17 protein-coding genes are annotated in these 19,669 nt (G+C 64.9%); 8 read left to right on the top strand and 9 right to left on the bottom strand.

The annotated features are described in order from the left end of the window. Window positions 1–61: 61 nt before the first annotated feature. The 6 genes from G7B69_RS02320 to G7B69_RS02295 form a co-directional block, all read right to left on the bottom strand. The gene (locus G7B69_RS02320) at window positions 62–325 is read right to left on the bottom strand and encodes a hypothetical protein (protein ID WP_166175703.1); all 264 of its coding nucleotides are present in this window, start codon (window positions 323–325) and stop codon (window positions 62–64) included. Window positions 326–1,787: 1,462 nt separating this feature from the next. Then, window positions 1,788–2,102 carry a hypothetical protein gene (locus G7B69_RS02315; RefSeq protein ID WP_166175701.1) on the bottom strand — a complete coding sequence of 105 codons (315 nt, stop codon included), beginning with the start codon at window positions 2,100–2,102 and terminating at the stop codon, window positions 1,788–1,790. Further along, the gene (locus tag G7B69_RS02310) at window positions 2,102–2,314 is read right to left on the bottom strand and encodes a helix-turn-helix transcriptional regulator (RefSeq protein WP_166175699.1); all 213 of its coding nucleotides are present in this window, start codon (window positions 2,312–2,314) and stop codon (window positions 2,102–2,104) included. Before G7B69_RS02310 ends, G7B69_RS02315 begins: the two co-directional genes overlap by 1 nt. A gap of 97 nt (window positions 2,315–2,411) precedes the next feature. Continuing rightward, on the bottom strand, window positions 2,412–2,699 hold the full coding sequence (locus G7B69_RS02305; protein ID WP_166175697.1) for a hypothetical protein: 288 nt from the start codon (window positions 2,697–2,699) through the stop codon (window positions 2,412–2,414). Then, window positions 2,696–3,925, bottom strand: coding sequence for a tyrosine-type recombinase/integrase (locus G7B69_RS02300; RefSeq protein WP_166175695.1), 1,230 nt, complete (start codon window positions 3,923–3,925; stop codon window positions 2,696–2,698). The genes G7B69_RS02305 and G7B69_RS02300 overlap by 4 nt, the downstream gene beginning before the upstream one ends. 281 nt (window positions 3,926–4,206) lie before the next feature. Further along, entirely contained in the window at window positions 4,207–7,350 is a 3,144-nt protein-coding gene (locus G7B69_RS02295; RefSeq protein WP_166175693.1) for a TonB-dependent receptor domain-containing protein, read from the bottom strand. Window positions 7,351–7,563: 213 nt separating this feature from the next. Here G7B69_RS02295 and ccmC point away from each other — a divergent pair, with 213 nt between their 5' ends. The 7 genes from ccmC to G7B69_RS02260 are packed head-to-tail and all read left to right on the top strand — an operon-like array spanning window position 7,564 to window position 12,414. Further along, the gene (gene ccmC / locus G7B69_RS02290) at window positions 7,564–8,283 is read left to right on the top strand and encodes a heme ABC transporter permease CcmC (protein WP_166175691.1); all 720 of its coding nucleotides are present in this window, start codon (window positions 7,564–7,566) and stop codon (window positions 8,281–8,283) included. Beyond that, the gene (locus G7B69_RS02285) at window positions 8,283–8,423 is read left to right on the top strand and encodes a hypothetical protein (RefSeq protein ID WP_166175689.1); all 141 of its coding nucleotides are present in this window, start codon (window positions 8,283–8,285) and stop codon (window positions 8,421–8,423) included. The genes ccmC and G7B69_RS02285 overlap by 1 nt, the downstream gene beginning before the upstream one ends. Continuing rightward, the gene (gene ccmE / locus G7B69_RS02280; RefSeq protein ID WP_166175687.1) at window positions 8,420–8,875 is read left to right on the top strand and encodes a cytochrome c maturation protein CcmE; all 456 of its coding nucleotides are present in this window, start codon (window positions 8,420–8,422) and stop codon (window positions 8,873–8,875) included. Before G7B69_RS02285 ends, ccmE begins: the two co-directional genes overlap by 4 nt. Continuing rightward, window positions 8,872–10,818, top strand: a complete 1,947-nt coding sequence (locus G7B69_RS02275; protein ID WP_166175685.1) for a heme lyase CcmF/NrfE family subunit — start codon at window positions 8,872–8,874, stop codon at window positions 10,816–10,818. Before ccmE ends, G7B69_RS02275 begins: the two co-directional genes overlap by 4 nt. Continuing rightward, on the top strand, window positions 10,815–11,348 hold the full coding sequence (locus tag G7B69_RS02270; RefSeq protein ID WP_166175683.1) for a redoxin family protein: 534 nt from the start codon (window positions 10,815–10,817) through the stop codon (window positions 11,346–11,348). The genes G7B69_RS02275 and G7B69_RS02270 overlap by 4 nt, the downstream gene beginning before the upstream one ends. Then, window positions 11,345–11,749 carry a cytochrome c-type biogenesis protein gene (locus G7B69_RS02265; RefSeq protein WP_166175681.1) on the top strand — a complete coding sequence of 135 codons (405 nt, stop codon included), beginning with the start codon at window positions 11,345–11,347 and terminating at the stop codon, window positions 11,747–11,749. Before G7B69_RS02270 ends, G7B69_RS02265 begins: the two co-directional genes overlap by 4 nt. After that, complete coding sequence (locus G7B69_RS02260) at window positions 11,746–12,414, top strand: tetratricopeptide repeat protein (RefSeq protein ID WP_166175679.1); 669 nt, start codon at window positions 11,746–11,748, stop codon at window positions 12,412–12,414. The genes G7B69_RS02265 and G7B69_RS02260 overlap by 4 nt, the downstream gene beginning before the upstream one ends. A 12-nt stretch (window positions 12,415–12,426) precedes the next feature. On the opposite strand, the gene G7B69_RS02255 is transcribed toward G7B69_RS02260, so the two are convergent. Further along, complete coding sequence (locus tag G7B69_RS02255) at window positions 12,427–13,416, bottom strand: zinc-dependent alcohol dehydrogenase family protein (protein WP_166175677.1); 990 nt, start codon at window positions 13,414–13,416, stop codon at window positions 12,427–12,429. Between the two features lie 157 nt (window positions 13,417–13,573). Continuing rightward, entirely contained in the window at window positions 13,574–17,158 is a 3,585-nt protein-coding gene (locus tag G7B69_RS02250) for a TonB-dependent receptor domain-containing protein (protein ID WP_166175675.1), read from the bottom strand. Window positions 17,159–17,720: 562 nt separating this feature from the next. Here G7B69_RS02250 and G7B69_RS02245 point away from each other — a divergent pair. After that, the gene (locus tag G7B69_RS02245; RefSeq protein WP_166175673.1) at window positions 17,721–19,046 is read left to right on the top strand and encodes a hypothetical protein; all 1,326 of its coding nucleotides are present in this window, start codon (window positions 17,721–17,723) and stop codon (window positions 19,044–19,046) included. Window positions 19,047–19,059: 13 nt separating this feature from the next. Here the strand turns inward: G7B69_RS02245 and G7B69_RS02240 are convergent, their stop codons facing one another. Next, window positions 19,060–19,602, bottom strand: a complete 543-nt coding sequence (locus G7B69_RS02240; RefSeq protein WP_166175671.1) for a hypothetical protein — start codon at window positions 19,600–19,602, stop codon at window positions 19,060–19,062. Between the last annotated feature and the right edge of the window lie 67 nt (window positions 19,603–19,669).

The raw sequence follows: 19,669 nt of genomic DNA, 5'->3' as shown, positions 1-19,669 counted from the left end.
TGGAGGAGCATTGGCCGGGAGCCCCATAGAAGTGTTCGTCTAGGGGCTCCCGGCAGTCGCATCACTCCGGCGGGCGAACATGCCAGCCAAACAGCGGATCGTAATCAGCGATGCCCCAGATGCCCGCGTTCAGCATGTCATCGAGGCCGATCCGCATGTCCGGCGGCAGCTGCCGATAGAAGCGCTCCGTCGAGAACTCCTGATGCGGACGACCGGACGCGGTATCCCAAGTTACGAAGATCTCCGCACAGTGAGGCTCGTTGCGCGCAGCGATGAACATCACTGGGTCATTGCCAGGCTCGATCCTGAAAAACTGTAAACGCATGATCATGTCTCCCTGTGTTGGTTTGTGTTGGTTGGTGCGTGCAGCTTAGGTGTCGCGCTCGATGGACGCGCGTGGGTTCGTGATGGGTTTGCTGGGGTAGCGGCGAAGGTAAGCGCGGACGCCCGAGCGACTCGCTAGTCAGTGCAGTCATGTCATCCGAGGGACCGCCGAGTTAGCCCTCGTCCACCGCCCTGACGTGTCGCAACGCGCGTGGGCGCGGCGCGCCGGGAATGGCTGCTGGCTGGTGCCTCGAACTTTGGGCACGCCGGATGAGTGATGTTTGAGAGACACTCCGCAGCGTCCCCGCTTTTGCGGGACCTGCGTGAATAATCTTTAGATTATTCTCATTCGAGCAGGACGCCGTTTGTAGCCGGCGAACCCCGCGGAGTTCCTCATGTTTGGCTTCGAGCAGTTCGGACGCGCGACTGCTTACGCTTGGCCACTAGGTAGGGAGCAATCCCCATTGGCTGGCGGCGTTAGGCCGCCATAGCTTTGTAGTGGGTCAGCTGCTCAGAATCACGTAGTGCTTGCTTCAGATCGAACCGCGGCCACACAGATGTGTTGTGCCCCGGCACACAATAGCGTTCCAGCAAGTCCACTCGCAGCAGGTCATTCTCCACTCTCTGCCGGAGCGCATTGTGGTTCCTATAGCTAGTGGGTCGGTGTCTCATCATCTCGGACGCGACACTTGAATGATTCACGGGTGCGCGGCGGAGCGTGAGGACCAAGCGGGCAAGCCAAGCATCCGCAGTGAGTCGGGCCGATTTTAGTGGCAGCCTCGCGATGCGCGCCGGTAATTCGGACTTTCGAAGGACCAGTCTAAGTTGAGCTTCGCGCCACAGCCTATGGTCTTCCAAGAGGGCGAGCATTTCGTCGTCGAGGTCACCGCGCCTAGCCGCCTTGAGTCGCGCTACGCGCTTCCTCTTTGCGGCGAGCTGGCGAGCTTCGTCCCTTGCGCTCTCGTAGTGCGCCACCACGACTGCGTCGTTGCAGCTGGTAAACCCGCCATGTCTTACGAGTGCGTGAACTAGCGCATCGAACTGTCGCTGTGCCGTGGGACAGTCTGACGGATTCCCGAGTCCATAAGTGCCACCAGCCCTATCGAAAGCACGAAAAGCATCCTGGACATTCGTCGTAACCCGAAGCCTCTTCTTCGCCACGTTTTCGCAGGCGTCTTTCGCCGAACACCGCATGCACCGAGACGGCAATAGTCCGCGCACTGGGTGCAGGATTGGTTGGGGGCCGCCATGTCTTGCAAAGGCGGTAGGTTGACCGAAGCAAGGCTTCCCCACGAGCAGCGGCATTCTGATGATGTTCCATCCGTCATCCATAAGGACGTCGTTTGGACCCACGACAGTCTGCTGACTTACTCTGATCCCGCGCCATGGCGCTACCGTGGACCAGTGGAGAATCTTCGCGGTGGGACTCTTTCGTTCGAGAGCTTCGTGGCGCTCGCTATGCATCACGCCGCCCCCTGCTGATCGAGGGGAGAGGCGATGAACGTCGCGCGCCCATCCGGTGTGAACAGGCCAAGCCCTACTTTGAATGGCAGCCCAAGTTCACGGCCAAGGTCGTTCAAGGTCTTGGTGGCGAACGCCGCAGCACCGCGGCTGGGGTCGACCGTAGCGTAAACCAACCCGGAAGACTCGTAGAAGGTAGTCTTGCCATCGGCGGTCAGTTCAACAGCCAACGCGGGCTTCTTGAGCATGTGCTTACCGAGTATTTTCTTGACCAGAAACCGGCACACATTGTTTGGGTGATTCTTATAGCCGTTCATTATGCCGCCTCCCTCTGATCGCGCTCTGCGACGCGATGGCCCAGCCACGCGATCAAGTCGCTCTCGCGCCACGCCACGGCGCGGGTGCCGATGCGGATGGGGCGGGGAAAGAGGCCGGCGTTCATGTCGGCATAGATGCGTGAGGTGGAGCGCCGGGTAAGTTTCCTGACGTCGGCGATCCTTAGCAGGGGGTCGGTAGGTTCGTATTGCATGTCGTCTCGCTTTCTTGCTTGAGACGACAGGGCGCCGCCTCTTTCTAGACGACCCTGCTGATACTCATGGATTCCCGCGCGTCAGCAAGAAGCGAGTCTAATTAATTAGCCTTTTCAGAAGCCCTTGCAGGCCAACCGCCGCAAAGGCTTCCTCTTGATCCACATCCTCGCCGAGGCGCAGCGCGAACATCATGGCGACCGTTTCCGACAAGTCGATATGCTTGAACACCTGGGCGCGGCTGATGCCGAAATGATCGACAGCCGCTTGCACAGCCGCTTCAAGCTTCCATCCGGCGCCTATGCGTTCGTCTAGGAACGTCCACACCTGCCACGCCTCGATGCCGATTGCTTCTGCGGGTTTCTCCGGTCGTCCCCGCCGTTTCACTCGGCGCTCCGCATCGGGACCACGTTTCCACGCTCCTGGCCCCTCGCGATGCGGGCAACTTCCGCTGCCCACAGGTCCAGCGCATGGCGCTTTTCCTCTGCGAAATCGTGACGCTGATACACGCCGACGATGCCGGCCCGCGTCCCGGAGACGTGGTTTAGCACTGCTTCAGTGACCTCTAGGCGCACCCCAAGGCGCTGCATGCCCGTGGCGACGGTGCGACGAATGTCGTGCCATGTCCAATCACCCGGTAGGCCAGTTTCTTCCGCTACCTTGTCCCGCATACGCGCCGCTGCCTTGCTGTAGCCGCTCGCATGGCCTTCACCGCCACGCGAGGCCGGGAACAGCTTGGGGCTTTCCCCGATTACGGGGACCGACTTGAGCACTTCGACTGCCGCGCCAGACAGATGCAATAGGTGCGCGTTCCTGTTCTTCGCGCGCTCGGCGGGGATGGTCCAAAGCGCCCCTTTCAAGTCAAATTCGGCACGGTCGGCGGCAAAGGCTTCTTCCCGGCGAACGCCCGTCAGGATGAGGAGCTTGATCGCAGCGCGCCATGGGAACGGCTCGGCGTCGGAAGCCTTCCACAGCGCCGCCAGTTCGGCATCGCACAGAATGCGTTCGCGGGCTTTGAACTTCGGGGGTCGGCCGGCGTCTCGAGCCGGGTTCGCCGGTAGGTTGTCGAGCCGGGGCATGGCCCAAGTATAGAAAGCGCTGATTTGCGCATGCGCACCTCGCGCCGCGCCGGGCGCATCGATCCCATCGATTAGGCGGGTTACGTCCCCGCGCGTGACCGTATCTGCGAGTCTGTCGCCGATCACCGGCAGGACGTGCTTCTTGAATATTCGCTCACTTTCCTGCCACGCCCGGTTCTTCTTTCCGTCACGTATATAAACAAGGTAGTCGTCAAACATGGTCCGCACCGTCGGGGCCTTGGATGCCTTGGTGAGTGCCTTCGCTTTCGCTAGTGCATCGCCGCTGGTCTCTAGGTCACTTGTCAGGCTCCGCGCTTTCTTGCGGGCGTCCGCCAAGGTGAACGCCGTGGGATGCCATCTTCCCACTGTGAGGTTAACCGGCTTGCCTCCCACGCGCTTGCGAAGCATGAAAGTCTTTGACCCGCCGGACCCTACCCGGACCCGCAACCCCAGAACCTTGTCGTCTGCCAGCTCAACGCGCTCCCCGGCGCGCGCCTTGGCTTCCCTGATCGTGGTCTCTGTCAGCCCCGCCACGTCTTGTGCCCTTCCTCGTCCGAAAATGCCGTTACCCAAACTCGGGTAACGGGGTAACGAATCTGCCGCTACTCATAGGAAGTTGCGGTAACAAATTCGAAGGTCAAGGCAAGTCTTTCGAGAGGCAAGGGGCCTTATGGGAACGGCTGGGTAACGCCGGATTCATATTCCTAATCTGGGGGCCACAGGTTCGAATCCTGTCGGGCGCACCAAAATGGAAGGGGGCTACGGAAAGCCGAGCCCCCTTCTTTTGGCTACGACCCGGGCGACTCAAGCCCCGGTTATAGCTTGACCCGCACCCCGGCGCGCCAAGTGCGCCCGTAAGTGTCGAAGTAGACCGGGTTGGTCGGGTAGCCGTTGCCGCCCGGCGCGACCACCGGATCGGTGTCGAACAAGTTGTTCATCGAGCCGAACACCTGGATATTGGGCGTGATCTCGTACGATGCCGATAAGTTGACATACGCGGCATCGTTCACGTGATTGTTGCTGATGCTGTTGGGGTCGGTCGTGCTGTAGTTCGGATCGCTCGGATCGATCGCCAGCCCGCCGCTGCCGGTCACGGTCATGAACCGGCCCGCTCCGATATAGCGTACTTGCACCGTGCCGCTGAACGGACCCTCGGTATAGGTGGCGAAGGCGTTGCCCTGCCATTTCGGCGCGGTGTTGAAGCTGCCGAACGCGGCCGTCGGGCCCGATTGACCGGCGTAGTTGCGGGTCGGGGCGCCGGTTCCGGGCGCGAATAGCTGATCGTACAAATACGACGCCAGCACTCTGAGGCTGAACGTGCCGTCGCCCATGGGCGCAGTGTAAGCGGCTTCGAAATCGATGCCGCGGGTGGTGAACCCCTGCAGATTGGCGGCCTTGTTGTTGACCGAACCGAGGTCAGATCTCGGGTCCGCAGTGGGATCCAACGGCGTGTTAAACGTGATCCGATCGCAGAAGGGCCCGGTTAGCGGCCCCGTCTGGCCGGCGGCCTGATAGCATTGAGCGACAATGTTCTGGGCCCCGAGGCCGAACGGCGGGCCAACGATCGCGTCCTCTATGGTGATCTGGTACCAGTCGGCCGAGAAGCGGAAGTGCGAGAGGAACCCGTCCTTCGGCGAGAGAACCACGCCGAGCGTGAGCGTGTCGGCTCTTTCCGGTTTGAGGTTCACATCGCCGCCGGTGGTTGACAAGACCGGATCGGTGATCCCGTGGTTCCACGGGTTGTTGACCGAGCCGAACGGTCCGCCGGCGGTGACCGCATAGGACTGGAACAGCTCGCGGAATTGCGCCGCACGAACGTCGCGCGAGCGGGTAGCGCGCAGGCGCAGCCAGTCGTTGATGTCCCAGATCGCGCTCGCCTTCCAGGTGATGAAGCTGTGCGATTTCGACAGGCCGTCGTTGGCCCCGGCGGTGCCGGTGCTCTTGTTGTGCGTGCCGCGCACTGCGCCGTCGAGCTCGAGATACTTGCCGAGCGCCCAATCCTGGAACACCGGCACGTTGAGCTCGGCGTAGCCCTCCATCACGTCGATGGTGCCGCCGTAATCGAGACCGTAACTGAGCGTGTAATCGGTGTACCACGGCTGGTTGGCGAGATCGTGGGTCACATTGCCGTGCTCCCGTCGCCATTCGCCGCCGGCCGCCAGCTTGACGGGTCCAGCGCCCCAGCCATCGAACAGATTGCCGCGCAGGTTGAAAGCGGCGACGTCCTGCTTGTAGGTCGAGAACTCCTCGAGCGTGCGGAACGCGTATTCGACCGCGGCCGGATCGGTGTTGCCGATGCCGAACAGGTTGAGCGGCGTGCACGGGCCGGCCGCCGCCGCTTTGGCCACGTCCGTGGCGGAGTACGGCAATCCCGTGCGTGGATTGATCCGGCCGGGAATGGTGACGCCACAGACGATGCCACCTGGAGTCCGCACGGCGTCCAGCGCGTAGCCGAGCAGTGTGCTGACGACATTGTGATAGAGGTGCTGGTTATTCTTGTTGACGCCATGCTCGTAGTACGCGTCCCACTGCCAACTGCCGCCGATGTCGCCGTTGAGTCCGGCGACGACGCGCCATGTCGAATTGTTTGTCTCGTTTCGCGCGGTCTGCACGTTGACCATGTTGCGGCCGAACTGGGCGCCGTTCGGGCCGATCGCGGCGGCTACGGCAGGCGTCAGGAAGGCGTTATCGGGCGCGATGTGGTAGCCGACGTAGGTGAAGTCGGCGACCTCGAGCGCGTAAGGCCCGATCGCGCCGTTGGCGACCGGATTGACCGCTTCGCTGCGCGCATAAGACCCTTCGAGCGTGGCGGTCACCGCCGGGCTGAATTCGTAGGTCAGGTGGGCGAGGGTGCTCCAGCGCTTGACGCTCGGGCGCATCGTCGTGGTGTCATAGGCACCGACCGCATACTGGTCGCCGCCTTGGCGGAAACCGAAGAATCCGGCGCCGCTGGAATAAAGTCCGCGGTCGAACGGGATGACCCCTGTGCCGGCCTCGTTGAGTTGCACCGGGGGCCCGCTTACCGGCACGACGTCGACGCACACGCCGGGACCCGCCACGAACACGGTGCAAGGGGCCAGGACGCCGGTGAGGCTGGTGTTCGCCGAAGTGGCATTTGGCCCGATGATGTAGTGCGGCTGGCCGTTGGTGGTGTAGCCGGGGTTGGTGAAGAAGCCGTAGTTCTGGCCGCACCAGCCGCGCTCGGCCGAGCAGATCCCGATCGCATCGGTCTTCTGGTACTCGCCGCCGACGACGAAGTGGCCGCGGTCGTCGGAAAAGGCGGTGCCGTAAGCGGCCGAGGCGTGCAATTGGTCGCCGTCGCCGTGGTGCGTCGTCTGGCTGAAGTCCGCCTGTGCCTTGAATCCCTGCAGTTTGGTGTCGAGGATGATATTGACCACGCCCGCGACGGCATCCGAACCGTAGACCGCCGAGGCGCCGCCGGTGACGGTTTCGGTGCGTGCCACCAGCATCGAGGGAATCAGGGTGATATCGACACCGCCGCCGGTGGTCGTCGGGACCACGCGCTTGGTATCGACCAGGGTCAGAGTGCGCGTGCCGAAGAATGGGTTGAGGCCGCGCAGGTTGACCAGTTGCGCGCCGACGTTGAAGTTGCCGAGGCCGACATTGTTCGCGGCAAAGAAGTTGGAGTTGGACGGCAGTTGCGCGACGACTTCGGCGACGTTGTTGAGGTTGAGTTTCTCGATATCCTCGGCGTTGAGGACAGTCACGGGGCTGGGCGTTTCGAAGGTGCTGCGGGCGACGCGCGAACCGGTGACGATGATCTGCCCGTTACTGTCCTTCGTCGCTTCGCCGTTTGCCTGGACGTCAGTGTTCTGCGGGGTGCCCGGTGGAGCGGCGTCCTGGGCGAAGGCGGTGCCGCCGGCCAGCAGGCCCGCCGCCAACGCCGCGGTGCTGAGGCCAAGACGCACGAATTGCTTACGGAAAACAATGCCGCTCATCGATTCTCTCCCTGCAAAGTGGGGCCAGCCGGCCTCCTTGTCTTGTTGTGCCGACAGGTTCTGCCTTGCTTTTGTAAAAGTCAAACGTTCTGCGACAATTTGCCCGCAAGTTCGACCGTGGCCTTCAAACCGCTCAGGAATGTTCCCGAGCACACAGCTTCCGCGCTTGAGCGCGCCCGGCTGCTGCTCTAACGCGGCGCCAGCCCCCAGATCATGCACGCCTTTGCCAATCCCACCCGCTTTTTGCGCATCGCCCGGCCGCTGACGCCGGCGCTGCTGCTGTCGGGCCTAGCGATCACGGCCGCGGCGCTGATCTACGGGCTGTTCTACGCGCCTGCCGAGCAGCTCCAGGGCGAGACCGTGCGTATCCTGTTCATCCATGTCCCTGCGGCCTGGCTCGGGATGGCCGGTTGGAGCGCGATTGCCGTGGCCAGCCTGGTCGAGCTGGTCTGGCGCCATCCGCTTGCCGCCCTCGCCGCTCGTGGAAGTGCCGTGCCCGGGGCGGTGTTCGCGGCACTCTGCCTCGCCAGCGGTTCGTTGTGGGGCCGCCCGGCTTGGGGCACGTACTGGGTGTGGGACGGCCGGCTGACCAGCATGCTGGTGCTCCTGTTCCTCTACCTCGGCTACATCGCGCTCGCCGGCGCGGTGCAACGCGAAGGCGGGTCGAGCCGGATTCCGGCGATCTTCGGCCTTGTCGGTGCGATCAACATCCCGATCATCCATTACTCGGTGATCTGGTGGAACAGCCTGCATCAGCCGCCGAGCCTCGGCTGGGGCGGCTCGAGCATGGCGGGCCCGTTTCTGTGGGGGCTGGTCGCCGCCTCGCTCGGCTTTACGCTGATCTTCGCCGGGGTCGTGCTGGCGCGCATGCGAGCGCTGCTTGCCGGCATCCAGGCAGATGCCCGGCTTCGCCGCAAAGCGATGGAAGCCTGATGCGCGAGGCGCTCGATCCGTGGCCCTTTGTGATCGCCGCCTACGCGGTCGGCATCGGCGCGACGCTGGCGCTCGTCGCCTGGAGCTGGCTCGCCATGCGCCGGGCGGAGAAGCGTCGCGAGGAGACACGGGCAAAATGACAGCGGCCTTCAAGCCCAAACATCAACGGCTCGTCCTGGTCGTGCTGGCGCTGGCGGCGATCCTCGCCGCGGGCGCGCTGGCCGCGTGGGCGCTCAAGAACCAGGCGAGCTACTTTTACATTCCGAGCGAAATCGTCGCAAATCCCCCAGCGGCGGATCGCGCCGTGCGACTGGGTGGGATGGTCAGGGCCGGCACGCTAAAGACCTCGCCCGACGGCGTGACGATGCATTTCGTGGTCGACGACGGCCACGGCCAGGTGCCGGTGACTTTTGCCGGCATTGCGCCCGACTTGTTCAAGGAAGGCTCGGGTGTGGTCGCCGAAGGACACATGATCGACGGCACGTTCGTCGCCGACAACTTGCTCGCCAAGCACGACGAGAACTACGTGCCCCGCGAGTTGCAGGACATGAGCAAGCAGCAGGCGCGCCAAACGGTCGCCGAGACGAAATGATCGCCGAATTCGGCCTCGCCTGCTTGTGGCTCGCCGCTTCCCTGGCGGCGCTGCAACTGGTCGCCGCGTCGCTAGGCCAACGCGCGGGTGGCGAGACACTGGCGAGCGTGGTGCGGCCGGCCGCCGTCGTCCAGGCGCTGCTGTGCGGTGTCGCCTTCCTGATGCTGCTGTGGGTCTTCGCGCGGACCGATCTGTCGGTGCTGCTCGTGGCCGAGAACTCGCACTCCGAAAAGCCGATGATTTACAAGATCGCCGGCGCATGGGGGAACCACGAAGGCTCGATGCTGCTGTGGGTCACGATCATGGCGCTGGCCGGCGGGCTGATCGCGCTCATCGAGCACCGGCTGCCTGAACGGACGATGCTCGCGACGCTTGGCGCGCAGGCATTCGTCGGTCTCGGCTTTTACGCCTTCCTGCTGTTCGCCTCGAACCCCTTTGCACGGATTTCTCCGGCTCCGGCCGAGGGCAACGGGCTCAACCCGCTGCTGCAGGATATTGGCCTCGCGATGCATCCGCCGACTCTCTACATGGGCTATGTCGGTCTTTCGATCGCGTTCAGCTTCGCGGTCGGCGCGTTGCTGACGCGCAACGTGACGCCCGATTTCGCCAAGGTGATGCGCCCGTGGATTCTCGGCGCCTGGATTTTCCTCACCCTCGGCATCACCGCCGGCAGCTACTGGGCCTATTACGAGCTTGGCTGGGGTGGCTGGTGGTTCTGGGATCCGGTCGAGAACGCGTCGCTGATGCCGTGGCTCGCGGCGACCGCGCTGCTCCACTCGGCGAGCGTGCTCGCCTCGCGTGACGCCTTGCGTACCTGGACCATCATGCTCGGCGTGATCGCCTTCTCGATGAGCATGATCGGGACCTTCCTGGTGCGCTCCGGGATTCTCACCAGTGTGCACGCATTCGCCGTCGATCCGACACGCGGCACCTTCATTCTCGCGCTGCTGGCGATCAACATCGGCGGCGCGCTGGTGCTCTTTGCCGCCCGGGCGAACACGATTGCCGAGGGGGAGCGCTTTGCACCCCTGAGTCGCGAAGGGGCACTGGTAATCAACAACGTCGCTTTGTCGGCGGTGCTGGGCATCGTGCTGCTCGGCACGCTTTACCCCCTGGTCACCGAGGCTTTCGGCGTGCGAGTCTCGGTGGGACCGCCGTACTTCAATCCGGTGAGCGCGGCGTTTGTCTTCCCGATGCTGCTGGTGCTTGCGGTCGGTCCGCTCTTGCGCTGGCGGCGCGATCGGTTCGCCCGCGTCAAGCCGGCTGTGATCGCGATCGCTGCTGCCGGGCTGGTCGTGCTGTTGGCGATGTGGCTGATCGCGGGGCTTGCGCTGTTTCCGCTGCTCGGCGTTTCGCTCGCAGCCGTCGTCGCCGTGGCCGCTTTCCTGCCTTTGCAGGGACGATCGCTAAAGCGCCTTCCGTTACCGGTCTGGGGCATGGCGATCGCCCATTTCGGCGTCGCCGTGGCGCTATTCGGAATGTCGGTCGATACGGCCTTCACGGTCGAGAAGCTGAGCGCGGCAGGCGTCGGCGATATGGTCGAGGTCGGCCCGTGGCAGGTCCGCCTGACCGCGGTCGAGCCGGTCGCGGGGCCGAACTGGACCGCGCTCGAAGGCCGCCTCTCGGCCAGCTATAAGGGCGGGGCGGGGCACATGCTCGCGCCGCAGTCGCGGACGTTCTGGGCGCCGCCCCAGACGACCAGCGAATCCGCGCTGCTGACCCGCTGGAATGGCCAGCTTTACACCGTCGTCGGCGGGGCCACGCAGGACGGGCGCTGGCAGCTCAGGTTGTGGTGGAAGCCGTTCGTCACCTTTATCTGGTTCGGCGGGCTGCTGATCGGCCTTGGCGGCTTGCTGGCGCTGATCGGGCGGGTGTCGGTCGACGTGCGCCGCCGCGTGGCCACGCGCCGGATCGCCGCCCGCCGCGCGGAGACGGCGCGATGAAGGGCGTGCGCTGGAGCCTTTGGGTGCTGGCCGCGTTCGCCGCGTTGCTCGGCCTGTTCGCGCTGCAGCTCTCGCGGCCGAAGAACGACACCGTCGAGAGCGCGATGATCGGCCAGCCGATGCCGCAATTCGCGCTGCCGCCCGCGATCGAGCAGCGCCCGGGCCTCTCCAGCGCCGATCTCGCCGACGGAACCCCGCATCTGGTCAACGTCTTCGCCAGCTGGTGCGTGCCGTGCGCGGCCGAGGCGCCGCAGCTCGCTGAGCTCGAGCGCCGGGGCGCGCCGATCGTCGCCGTCGCCGTCCGCGACCGGCCGGAAGACCTTGCCGCTTTTTTCAACCGCTATGGCAACCCGTTCAGCCGGATCGGGGCGGACAACGTGCGCACCGTGCAACTGCTGATAGGCTCGTCGGGCGTGCCCGAGACCTTCGTCGTCGACGGCAAGGGAGTGATCCGCCACCAGCATATCGGCGAGATTCGTCCCGAAGACGTGCCGGATCTTTTGGCCCGGCTGCGGGATGCCAAGCGATGAAGTGGCTGTTCGCCCTCCTGGTAATCGCGCTCGCCGCCCCGGCGGCCGCGCAGGATTCGCTGCCGCCGGCTCCTTACGCCTACCGCCAACTCGACGATCCCAGGCTCGAAGCCAAGGCGCAGGCGCTGATGGAGACCTTGCGCTGCCTGACCTGCCAGAGCCAGTCGATCGCCGATAGCGATGCCTCGATGGCCGGCGACATGCGCAGCGAGATCCGCACCCGTATCGCCGCCGGCGAAAGCCCGGGGCACATCCGCCGATGGCTTATCGGCCGCTACGGCGATTACATCAGCTACGAGCCGCGCGTCACCCGTGTGACCTGGCCGCTGTTCGCGATCCCGGCGGCGCTGCTGCTGCTGGGTCTGTTGATAGTGCGGCGCCGGTTGGGGGAGCGGGCATGATCTGGGCGCTGGTTCTGGGGCTGGCGGCGGTAGCGTTCGCGACGATGGCGCTACTGTTCCGGCTGCCGCGCCCAGCCTGGACGACCGCGCTGACCGCGCTGGCCCTGGGCCTCGCCGGCTACGCCGCGCAAGGCTCTCCCGAAGTGCCCGGGGCACCCAAGGTCGCCGCGCCGCTTGTCGAGGGAGAAGGGGCCAATCTCGTCGAGCTGCGCCGGGCCGTGCTGCCCAGCGAGCAATGGAGCCATCACAACGCTGTGATCATCGCCGATGGCCTGGCCCGTCGTGACAAATTCGCCGATGCCGCGACTTTCCTTCTCGGCGCGGTGCGCGACGATGCAAAGGACGGCGAGGCATGGCTGGCGCTCGGCAACAATCTCGTCGCGCAGGCCGACGGCGCGATGACGCCGGCGGCGCAATTTGCCTATCGCCGCGCGGAGGCGGCCGCGCCGCAAAGCCCGGGAGTGCCGTTCTTCGTCGGCGTCTACCAGCTCGAGGCCGGCAACTTCCTCGACGCGCGCGGCCTATGGGCGGAAGCCGCCCATCGCGCCCCCGAAGGCAGCGAGGCGAGGCTGACCATCGAAAGCCGCATCGCTCGGCTGGACGCGGTGATGCAGCAAATGCTCAAGATGCAGCAGTCCCGGCAGCCGGGCGCCGCGACCAAGTAGACGGCCTCTCGGTCAGAACGTCACGACGACTTTGCCGATCTGGTCGTTCGATTCGAGGAACTCGTTCGCTTCGCGCAGCGCTTCGAGGCCCGAGAATTGCCGTGCGATCACCGGCTTGAGCTCACCCCCCGCAAGGCCGGCAAGGATGGTATCCTTCGCACGGTCGAAGCGGTGCGGGTGGTTCCAGATCTCGCTCGCGACCCAGCCGCGCATCGACAGGCCTTTGAAGGCGCACTGCCAATGGGGGTAGGGCGTCGGCTGCTCGCTCAGGCCGCCGTAGACAAACAGGATGCCGCGCGGGCGCAGCGCGGTCGCCAGAGTTTCGACATAGGGCCCGCCGACGGGGTCGAACGCCACGTAGGCGCCCTTGCCGTTGGTGATGCCCATAACGCGCTCGACCAGGTCTTCCTCCTCGGTCGCGACCACATGCGCGGCGCCCTGCGCCAGCAACGCGTCGGCCTTGGCACTGGTGCGGGTGGCGGCGATCGACACCGCGCCCGCCCAGTTGGCGAGCTGTATCGCGGCGATCCCGACGCTCGATGACGCGGCGCGGACGATCACGCCGTCGTCGAGGCCGACATCGGCGACCTCGATCAGCGCGAAGGCGGTCATGTACTGCATCCAGATCGACGCCGCTTCGGCCGCCGACAGTCCGGGCGGGGCGGGGAGCAGGATGCGCGCCGGGACGATCGCCTGTTCGGCCCAGATGCCGTATTGGCCCTGCTGGATCATCGGCAGCACGCAGACCCGGTCGCCTTGCTTGTAATCGGTCACGCCGGCGCCGATCACCTCGATCGTGCCGACCCCTTCGTAGCCGATCAGGCTCGGCAAGCGGGGCGTAACCGGATAGCGGCCCGCCCGGTACATCGCCTCGGAACGGTTGAGGCCCACGGCCTCGACCCTGATGCGCACTTCGCCGGGCCCAGGATCGCCGACCGCCATGTCCTCGATGTGCAGGACTTCGGGGCCGCCCAGCTGGTGGACGCGGATTACCTTGGCCATTTTCAAATCTCCCAGAAGTCAGGTCGGTGGGTGCCGGCGCAGCTTGGTCAGGCGAAGGGGCTTTGTCCAGATTACTCCAGCCTCGCGGAGGCCAAAGAAAAAGGGCCCCTCCCGAAGGAGGAGCCCCGAATGGTTTTGGCTTTCGCCTTCTTTCAGATCAGAACTTGGCGTTCGCCCCGATGTAGAAGGTGCGGCCGAGCGTGTCGTAGAAGCTGCCGTTGTAGCTGCCGCCACGGAGCGTCTGAAGGCCCTGGGTCGCGCCGGTGTTGTCGTAGTTCGTCTGGTAGTTGACCAACGGCGGAGCCCGGTTGAACAGGTTATCGATACCGCCGCGGATGGTGAAGTTGTCGGTGACTTCGAAGCTGCCGTTGAGCGCGAACAGGTCATACGGATGCTCGTCGCCCGTGGCGTTCGGCGTCGGCTGGCTGGCCTGGCCGCTGTCCTCGACCGAGGGCAGATGCCGCCACTGGAGCCCGAGCGAGGCCGGTCCGACCTTGTAGCCGACGTTGGTCAGCAAGCGCCATTCGTAGGCACCGGTCTGCAGCCCCAGCGCGCTCGTTCCGAACGTGCCGGTGTAGTCGACCATCGGGTTGTGAGCGAGCTCCTTCACCTTGTAGTGGATGTAGTAGCTGCCCACCACGTTGAGCGAGAGCGTGCCCGGACCGATATCCGCGCCCCAGTCGAGCTGGGCATCGATACCTTCGATGTTCGCCTTGCCTTCGTTGGTGTAGCTGGCCGTGACACGGCCCAGGCCCAGGCCCGGCGCCGGATCGTAGGTCAGCGCCGTGGTCGGACCAGCGCAGGAGTTGGACGTCGCCGCGGCGACGGCCTGCGCCGGGCTGCCAGCGGCACCGGTGACCAGGGGGTTGTAGAACGGATCGAAGCAGCGCTGGATGGTCGCGGCCGGTGAGACGCCGATCGCGTTGCGCAGCTTGATCTGGTACCAGTCCACCGTCAGCCGGAGCCGCGAAAGCAGCGGAGTGCTGAACGGCGAGCTGAGTGCCACACCGAAGGTGTAGGTGTCCGCGATTTCCGGCTTGAGGTTCGGGTTGCCCTGGATGGTCGGGAACGAGAACCCGCCGCCCGCCGCAGGTTGGGTCCTGCCCGGGGCGTAGTAGGCCGTCGAAGTGCCGGGCCCGCCGGTGTTGTCCATCACCGCCTTACAGACCGCCAGGATGTCGGCCGCCTGCCCGGCGTTGTTGCCCGGTGCATTGGGATTGGTCGAGATGAAGTAGTTCGAGTTCGTCGAGCAGATGTCACCAATGGCGTTGAACGCGAAGGTCTGCTGCGGGGTCAGGAACAGTTCCGAGATGTTCGGCGAACGCTCGGCCCGGTTGTACCCGCCACGGAAGCGCAGCCAGTCGGTGATCGCCAGGTTGGCGAGCGCCTTGTAGGTGTAGCTGGTGCCCGTGGTACTGTAATCCGAGATACGGCCACCGAGTTCGAGGCTCAGTTCCTTGATGAAGCTGTCCTTGAGGATCGGAACCGCCAACTCGCCGTAGACTTCCTTGACGTTGATCTGCGCGGCGAAGTCGATGCTCGGGTAGATGCCGATCGACTGGTCGAGGAACGAAGCATCCTGCGTCGTGAGCGTGTCATTGATGAACTCGTAGTCCGTCTCACGATAGCTGGCGCCGAGAGCCGCCTGCAGCGGGCCGGCCGGAAGCTCGAACAGGGTGCCGGTAGTGTTGGCTTCCCAGATGTTCTGCTGGATCTTCGAGCGGTTCTTGAGGTCCGCCTTCAACGCTTCCTTGCAGTTGTCGGAGATTCCGCTCCAACCGTTGAAGACATTGAAGCCGCTGTCGCAAGTGGCGATGTTCGCACCGAAGCCGTACGGAACCCCGTTGACGACGTTCTGGCGGATGCTCGCCGTGTTGCTGTTGTTGACGTAGTCGAGACCGAAACCAGGAGCCTGGATGAGGCTGCGGGCGCGGGTCAGCGAATACGTGCCGGTCTGGCGGGCGAAGGTGTACGATTCACCGAACGTGGCGAACGCTTCCCAGGTCCAGTCGGTGCCCGGGATCGAACCCTCGAGGCCAGCGGTCAGGTTATAGGTGGTGACGTCGGTCAACACCGTGCGTGGCTCGGGGATACCGAAGACCACCTGAGCGGGTGCATTCGGATTCGGGCGACTGTTGAGAGCCGCCTGGATCGCGGCCGGCATGAACTGCCCGATCGCCTGCTGGTTGGTACAACCGCCGACCGCTGCGTTGGCGCACGCCGCCAGTGTCGAGTTGGGGCTGGTACCGTAAAGCGTCGTGAACGCCGGGTTGGTCGGGTTGTCGGCTAGGTTGCCCGGCGTCGGGTCGACGTAGGTTCCCCCACCATAGACCATCCCGTTGAGGACGACCGAGCTCGGGTTGCCGTAGCCGTTGACGTTGATGTCCCGGCCACCGGTGTGGACGTTGGTCGGCAGAGCGCTGCCGGTATAGACGCCGCTGCCGTAGGGAACGAAGACGTCCCAGCCGCCGACGAGTGCGCCGCCCTGGTTGAGGTTCTGCGTGTGGGTCTGGGTAAACATCGCCTGGCCGAACACGCCGATCCAGTCGTTGACCTCGTAGTTGCCGCGCGCGAACATGTTGTAGCGCTTGAGCGGCAGGGTGAGGTAGTATTGCCCGAAGTTGGCCGCGGCGCCGCCGTCGGCGGTGCGTTTGTAGCGGATCGGATCTTCCTGGAAGCCGGTGAAGTTCACCAGGCCGCCTTGCTGGTAGCGGTTGAAGAAGCCCCAGGTGAACGGTGCGTTGTTATTCTCCGGCTGGACATAGATGTTCGGCGCGAAAATACCGAACAGTGTCGAAATGGCGTTCGGCGCGGTGCTGATGACCGTCGGGTTCGAGCCGGGGAAGAGCGTCTGCAGCGCGGCATTGCTGGGCATGCCGCCCCAGTCGTTGCCGAAGGCCACGCCCGGATACTCGATGAAGAACTGGTCGCCGCCGACTTGCGGGTCGGTCCACAGGTCGCGGTACCACTTGCGATCGACCTGGTAGCTGGCATCGCGCTTGTTCATCGACATGGCGATGCTGACGTTGCCACGGCCGTCGTCGAAGTCGGCGCCCATGATGCCGGAGACCTGGAACTCCATGCCGTCGCCGTGCTCGCTGAGGCCGAGGCGGCCGTCGAGCTCGAGGCCCTGGAAGTTCTTCTTCAGGATGAAGTTGGTGACGCCGGCGATGGCGTCCGCACCGTAAGTCGCCGAGGCGCCGCCGGTGATGACCTCGACGCGCTCAACGGCGGCCGAAGGAATGGTGTTGATGTCGACCGAGCCCGAAGCGTTGCCGGGAGTCGCGCGGCGACCGTCGATCAGGACGAGGTTGCGGTTGATGCCGAGGCCGCGCAGCGACACCGTCGCAGCACCCGGGGTGTTGGTGGCGGTCGGCTGGATGTCGCCGCCCGCGGTCGGGGTCTGCGCCGGGACGAACTGCGGCAGCTTGTTCAGCTGCTGCTCGAGCGCCGCGGTGGAGGAATTCTGCAGCAGGCCCTGGTCGATGGTGACCATCGGGCTGTTGGACTCGAAGTCCTTCTTCACGATGCGCGAACCGGTAACGACGATGCCCGGCTGGTTGGTCGTGTCGGTGACCGTGCTGCCCTCTGGCTGGTCGGGCGAGGTTGCGACTGGTTCGTTGGTCTGAACCGGCTGGCCAGCTTGCGCGTACGCGGGCTGGGCCAAAGCAATAATGCCGGCGCCGCCGGCCAGCAGAGCGGCCTTGAACGCCGCATTGCGGGTTGTCTGCAAACTCCTCACTTCGAGCTCCCTTCACGATGTAGGTCAACGGCCGTGCGGCCGGTGCCGGTTTTGTGCGTTAATATGCCGGAAGCGGTGAGCCGCCCCGGGAACAATCCAGTTAGTGGAGAATGACGGCCATCGAGCCCCGTCGCGGGCGCTCCGACTGCGCGGACTTGCGCTATGGCCATTAATCCTCCCCTACGGTCCCACTCGTTGAGTCGGCGGGTTCCGTCAGGAAAAGCTCATATGGCGCGGCGTTGACAGTGTCTAGTGCCAGGGCATGTCCAAACACGCGGAATCGTCCCCGTTTGCGCAATTTTCGCAAAAGTTCGCGCTCATGATTGCCACTCCGTTACCTGCTGCAACAGCCTCCGTAAGAGCGGAAGCACTAGGATTTGCTCGCTTTTTCAGTTGTCTCGCGGGGGGCGGGGCGGGCACTGTTGCCAAGGTGCATCGGTTCGGCGATTCTTCGTTCCGGGTGCGGTTGATAAAGTCCGGCCTGCTCGACCGGCTGTTAATTGTCGCAAAATGTAATTAGGCATGACACACGGCCGTGCTGGACCGGGAGAAACAATTGCAGATGGCCAAGCGCGCCGCCGCCGCATCGAAGGCGGGAGATAGAACGACAGCGGCAGACGACATTCGCCAGGACGGCTGGCGCGGCGCCTTGCGCGAGCAGGCGTTGGCTTTGTGGCGCGAGGCAGCGGGCGGCTCAGCCGCCGGGATGCCGGACCGTCGTTCGCTCGCGCCGCTCGGGTCGATCGCCGACGAGGCGCTCGAACTGGTCGAAACATTCACCCTCGGTGCGTTGGCGCAGGCCCGCCGCAACGGTGCGCTGCCGGCCGAGGCGCCAGACGATTTCGTCGCCCGGCTGGGGCTTATCCTCAAGGGCTTGCAGCCGCCGCGCGCCGGCGGTGACGATTCGGGCAAGCAGACGGCGCCGATCATCTTTCAGAGCGAGTTGTGGCAGTTTCTTCACAAGACGCGTGAGAGTGCCGAGCTGTCGTATGCGCGTGAACTCGACCTGGTCGAACTCGATCGCCGAATCCTGTTCCTGCTGCGGACGAAACGAGCGCTCGTTCCGGCCGAGCTGTCGAGCTCGGTGGGTGTCGACAAGGCCCAGGTCAGCCGCTCGGTAAAGCGGCTGCTCGAGCTGCGAATGGTCGAGCGCGAGCAAATCCGTTCACCGGTGACGCTGACCCGCAAGGGCGAAAGCCAGGCCGACCGCCTGCTGCGCCTGGCTGACTTGCGGAACCGCGAGTTGACCTTCGACATCGACGATGAGGAGCTGGCCGACTTCTTCGCCGCCATCGAGCTGCTGCTCGACCGCTCGGTCGCGCTCTACGAGCAGGAGCGCGCGCGCACCGCGACGTTCGATCGCGGCGATGCGGAGGTCGAGGACATCGTCCGCGCCGAGCGGCGCAGCAACGAGCCGGTGCTGATCGATCGCGCACGGATCGTTTCGCCCTTGCTCACGCTAAGCGCCTATTTCGGCCGCAGCGGAGCCCTGATGTTCAAGCGCCGGACGGGCTTGTCGCAATTCGAGGCCTGGGTGCTCAACGAGATCGGCATGCGGGCGCCGATCGACTGGCCGACGTTGACCGCGCAGCTGCAGCGCGACCACAGCCAGGCCGGCCGCACCGTGGGCGCGCTGATCGACAGGGGCCTGGTCGCCCGCGAGGGCCGCCCCGGGCGCCGTCACGGTCGATTTTCCCCGACCACCGAGGGCTGGCGGCTATACGACATCATCCAGGAGACCAGCGTCGAACGCAGCAGCTTCCTGATGGCTCCGCTCGGCGAAGAGGAACGCAAGCGTTTCCTCGGCACGTTCGACAAGCTGCGCCGCAACGCGGTTGCCCAGCTCGAACGCGAGCGGGCATTCGAGGAGCTTGACCGCGCGGGTTGAGCGCGCCGCCGCTTTACTTGATGCGGGTGACCTTAACGCCGGCCTGTTTGCCGACCATCATCAGATAGCTGCCAAGCGCGCCACGCTCGATCCGCACGCTGTCGCCTCTACGCGGCGGCCGGTATGTCTGGCTGACGCCTTCGGAGAACAGCCATTGCGCGCCGCTGGAGAGCGTGACGAGGTACACGCCCGGCTGGCGCTCGCGCGCGTCGGCGACGGTCGTGGAGATTTCCTTCGCACCGTTGCGGGTGGGATTGAAGCGTTCCTGCGACTGAGTGCGCAGATCGTCGGCCCCGAAGCCGCTCGGCGCGTTCGGATTGGCCACCGCGCCGCCGCCGCTCGGGCGAGGCATCTGTCCGGGAATGGCGCCGACCGCGCCACCCGCGCGAACATTGTTGTCGTAGCAGGCGAGCCGGGCGGTCGGGTCGTCGATCTTGGCGCATTCGCGCATGATGTTGAGGACGATGCCCGGATCCACCTGGGCCGCGCTCGGGGTCGCGGAGAGCGCCAGGGCGGCGCCGGTAAGCAGGACAATTGCGCGCTGCGCCGTGATCATTGAAAAGAACTCCCTCTCGTCCGTGACGCTAGTGGCGTTTCGGCCGGTTTCGCGCAAGAGCCTTGCG

Source organism: Croceibacterium segetis (assembly GCF_011320115.1).
Lineage (GTDB): Bacteria > Pseudomonadota > Alphaproteobacteria > Sphingomonadales > Sphingomonadaceae > Croceibacterium_B > Croceibacterium_B segetis.
The sequence above is the reverse complement of the archived record's forward strand: the minus strand, read 5'-3'. Positions and strand labels throughout refer to the sequence as shown.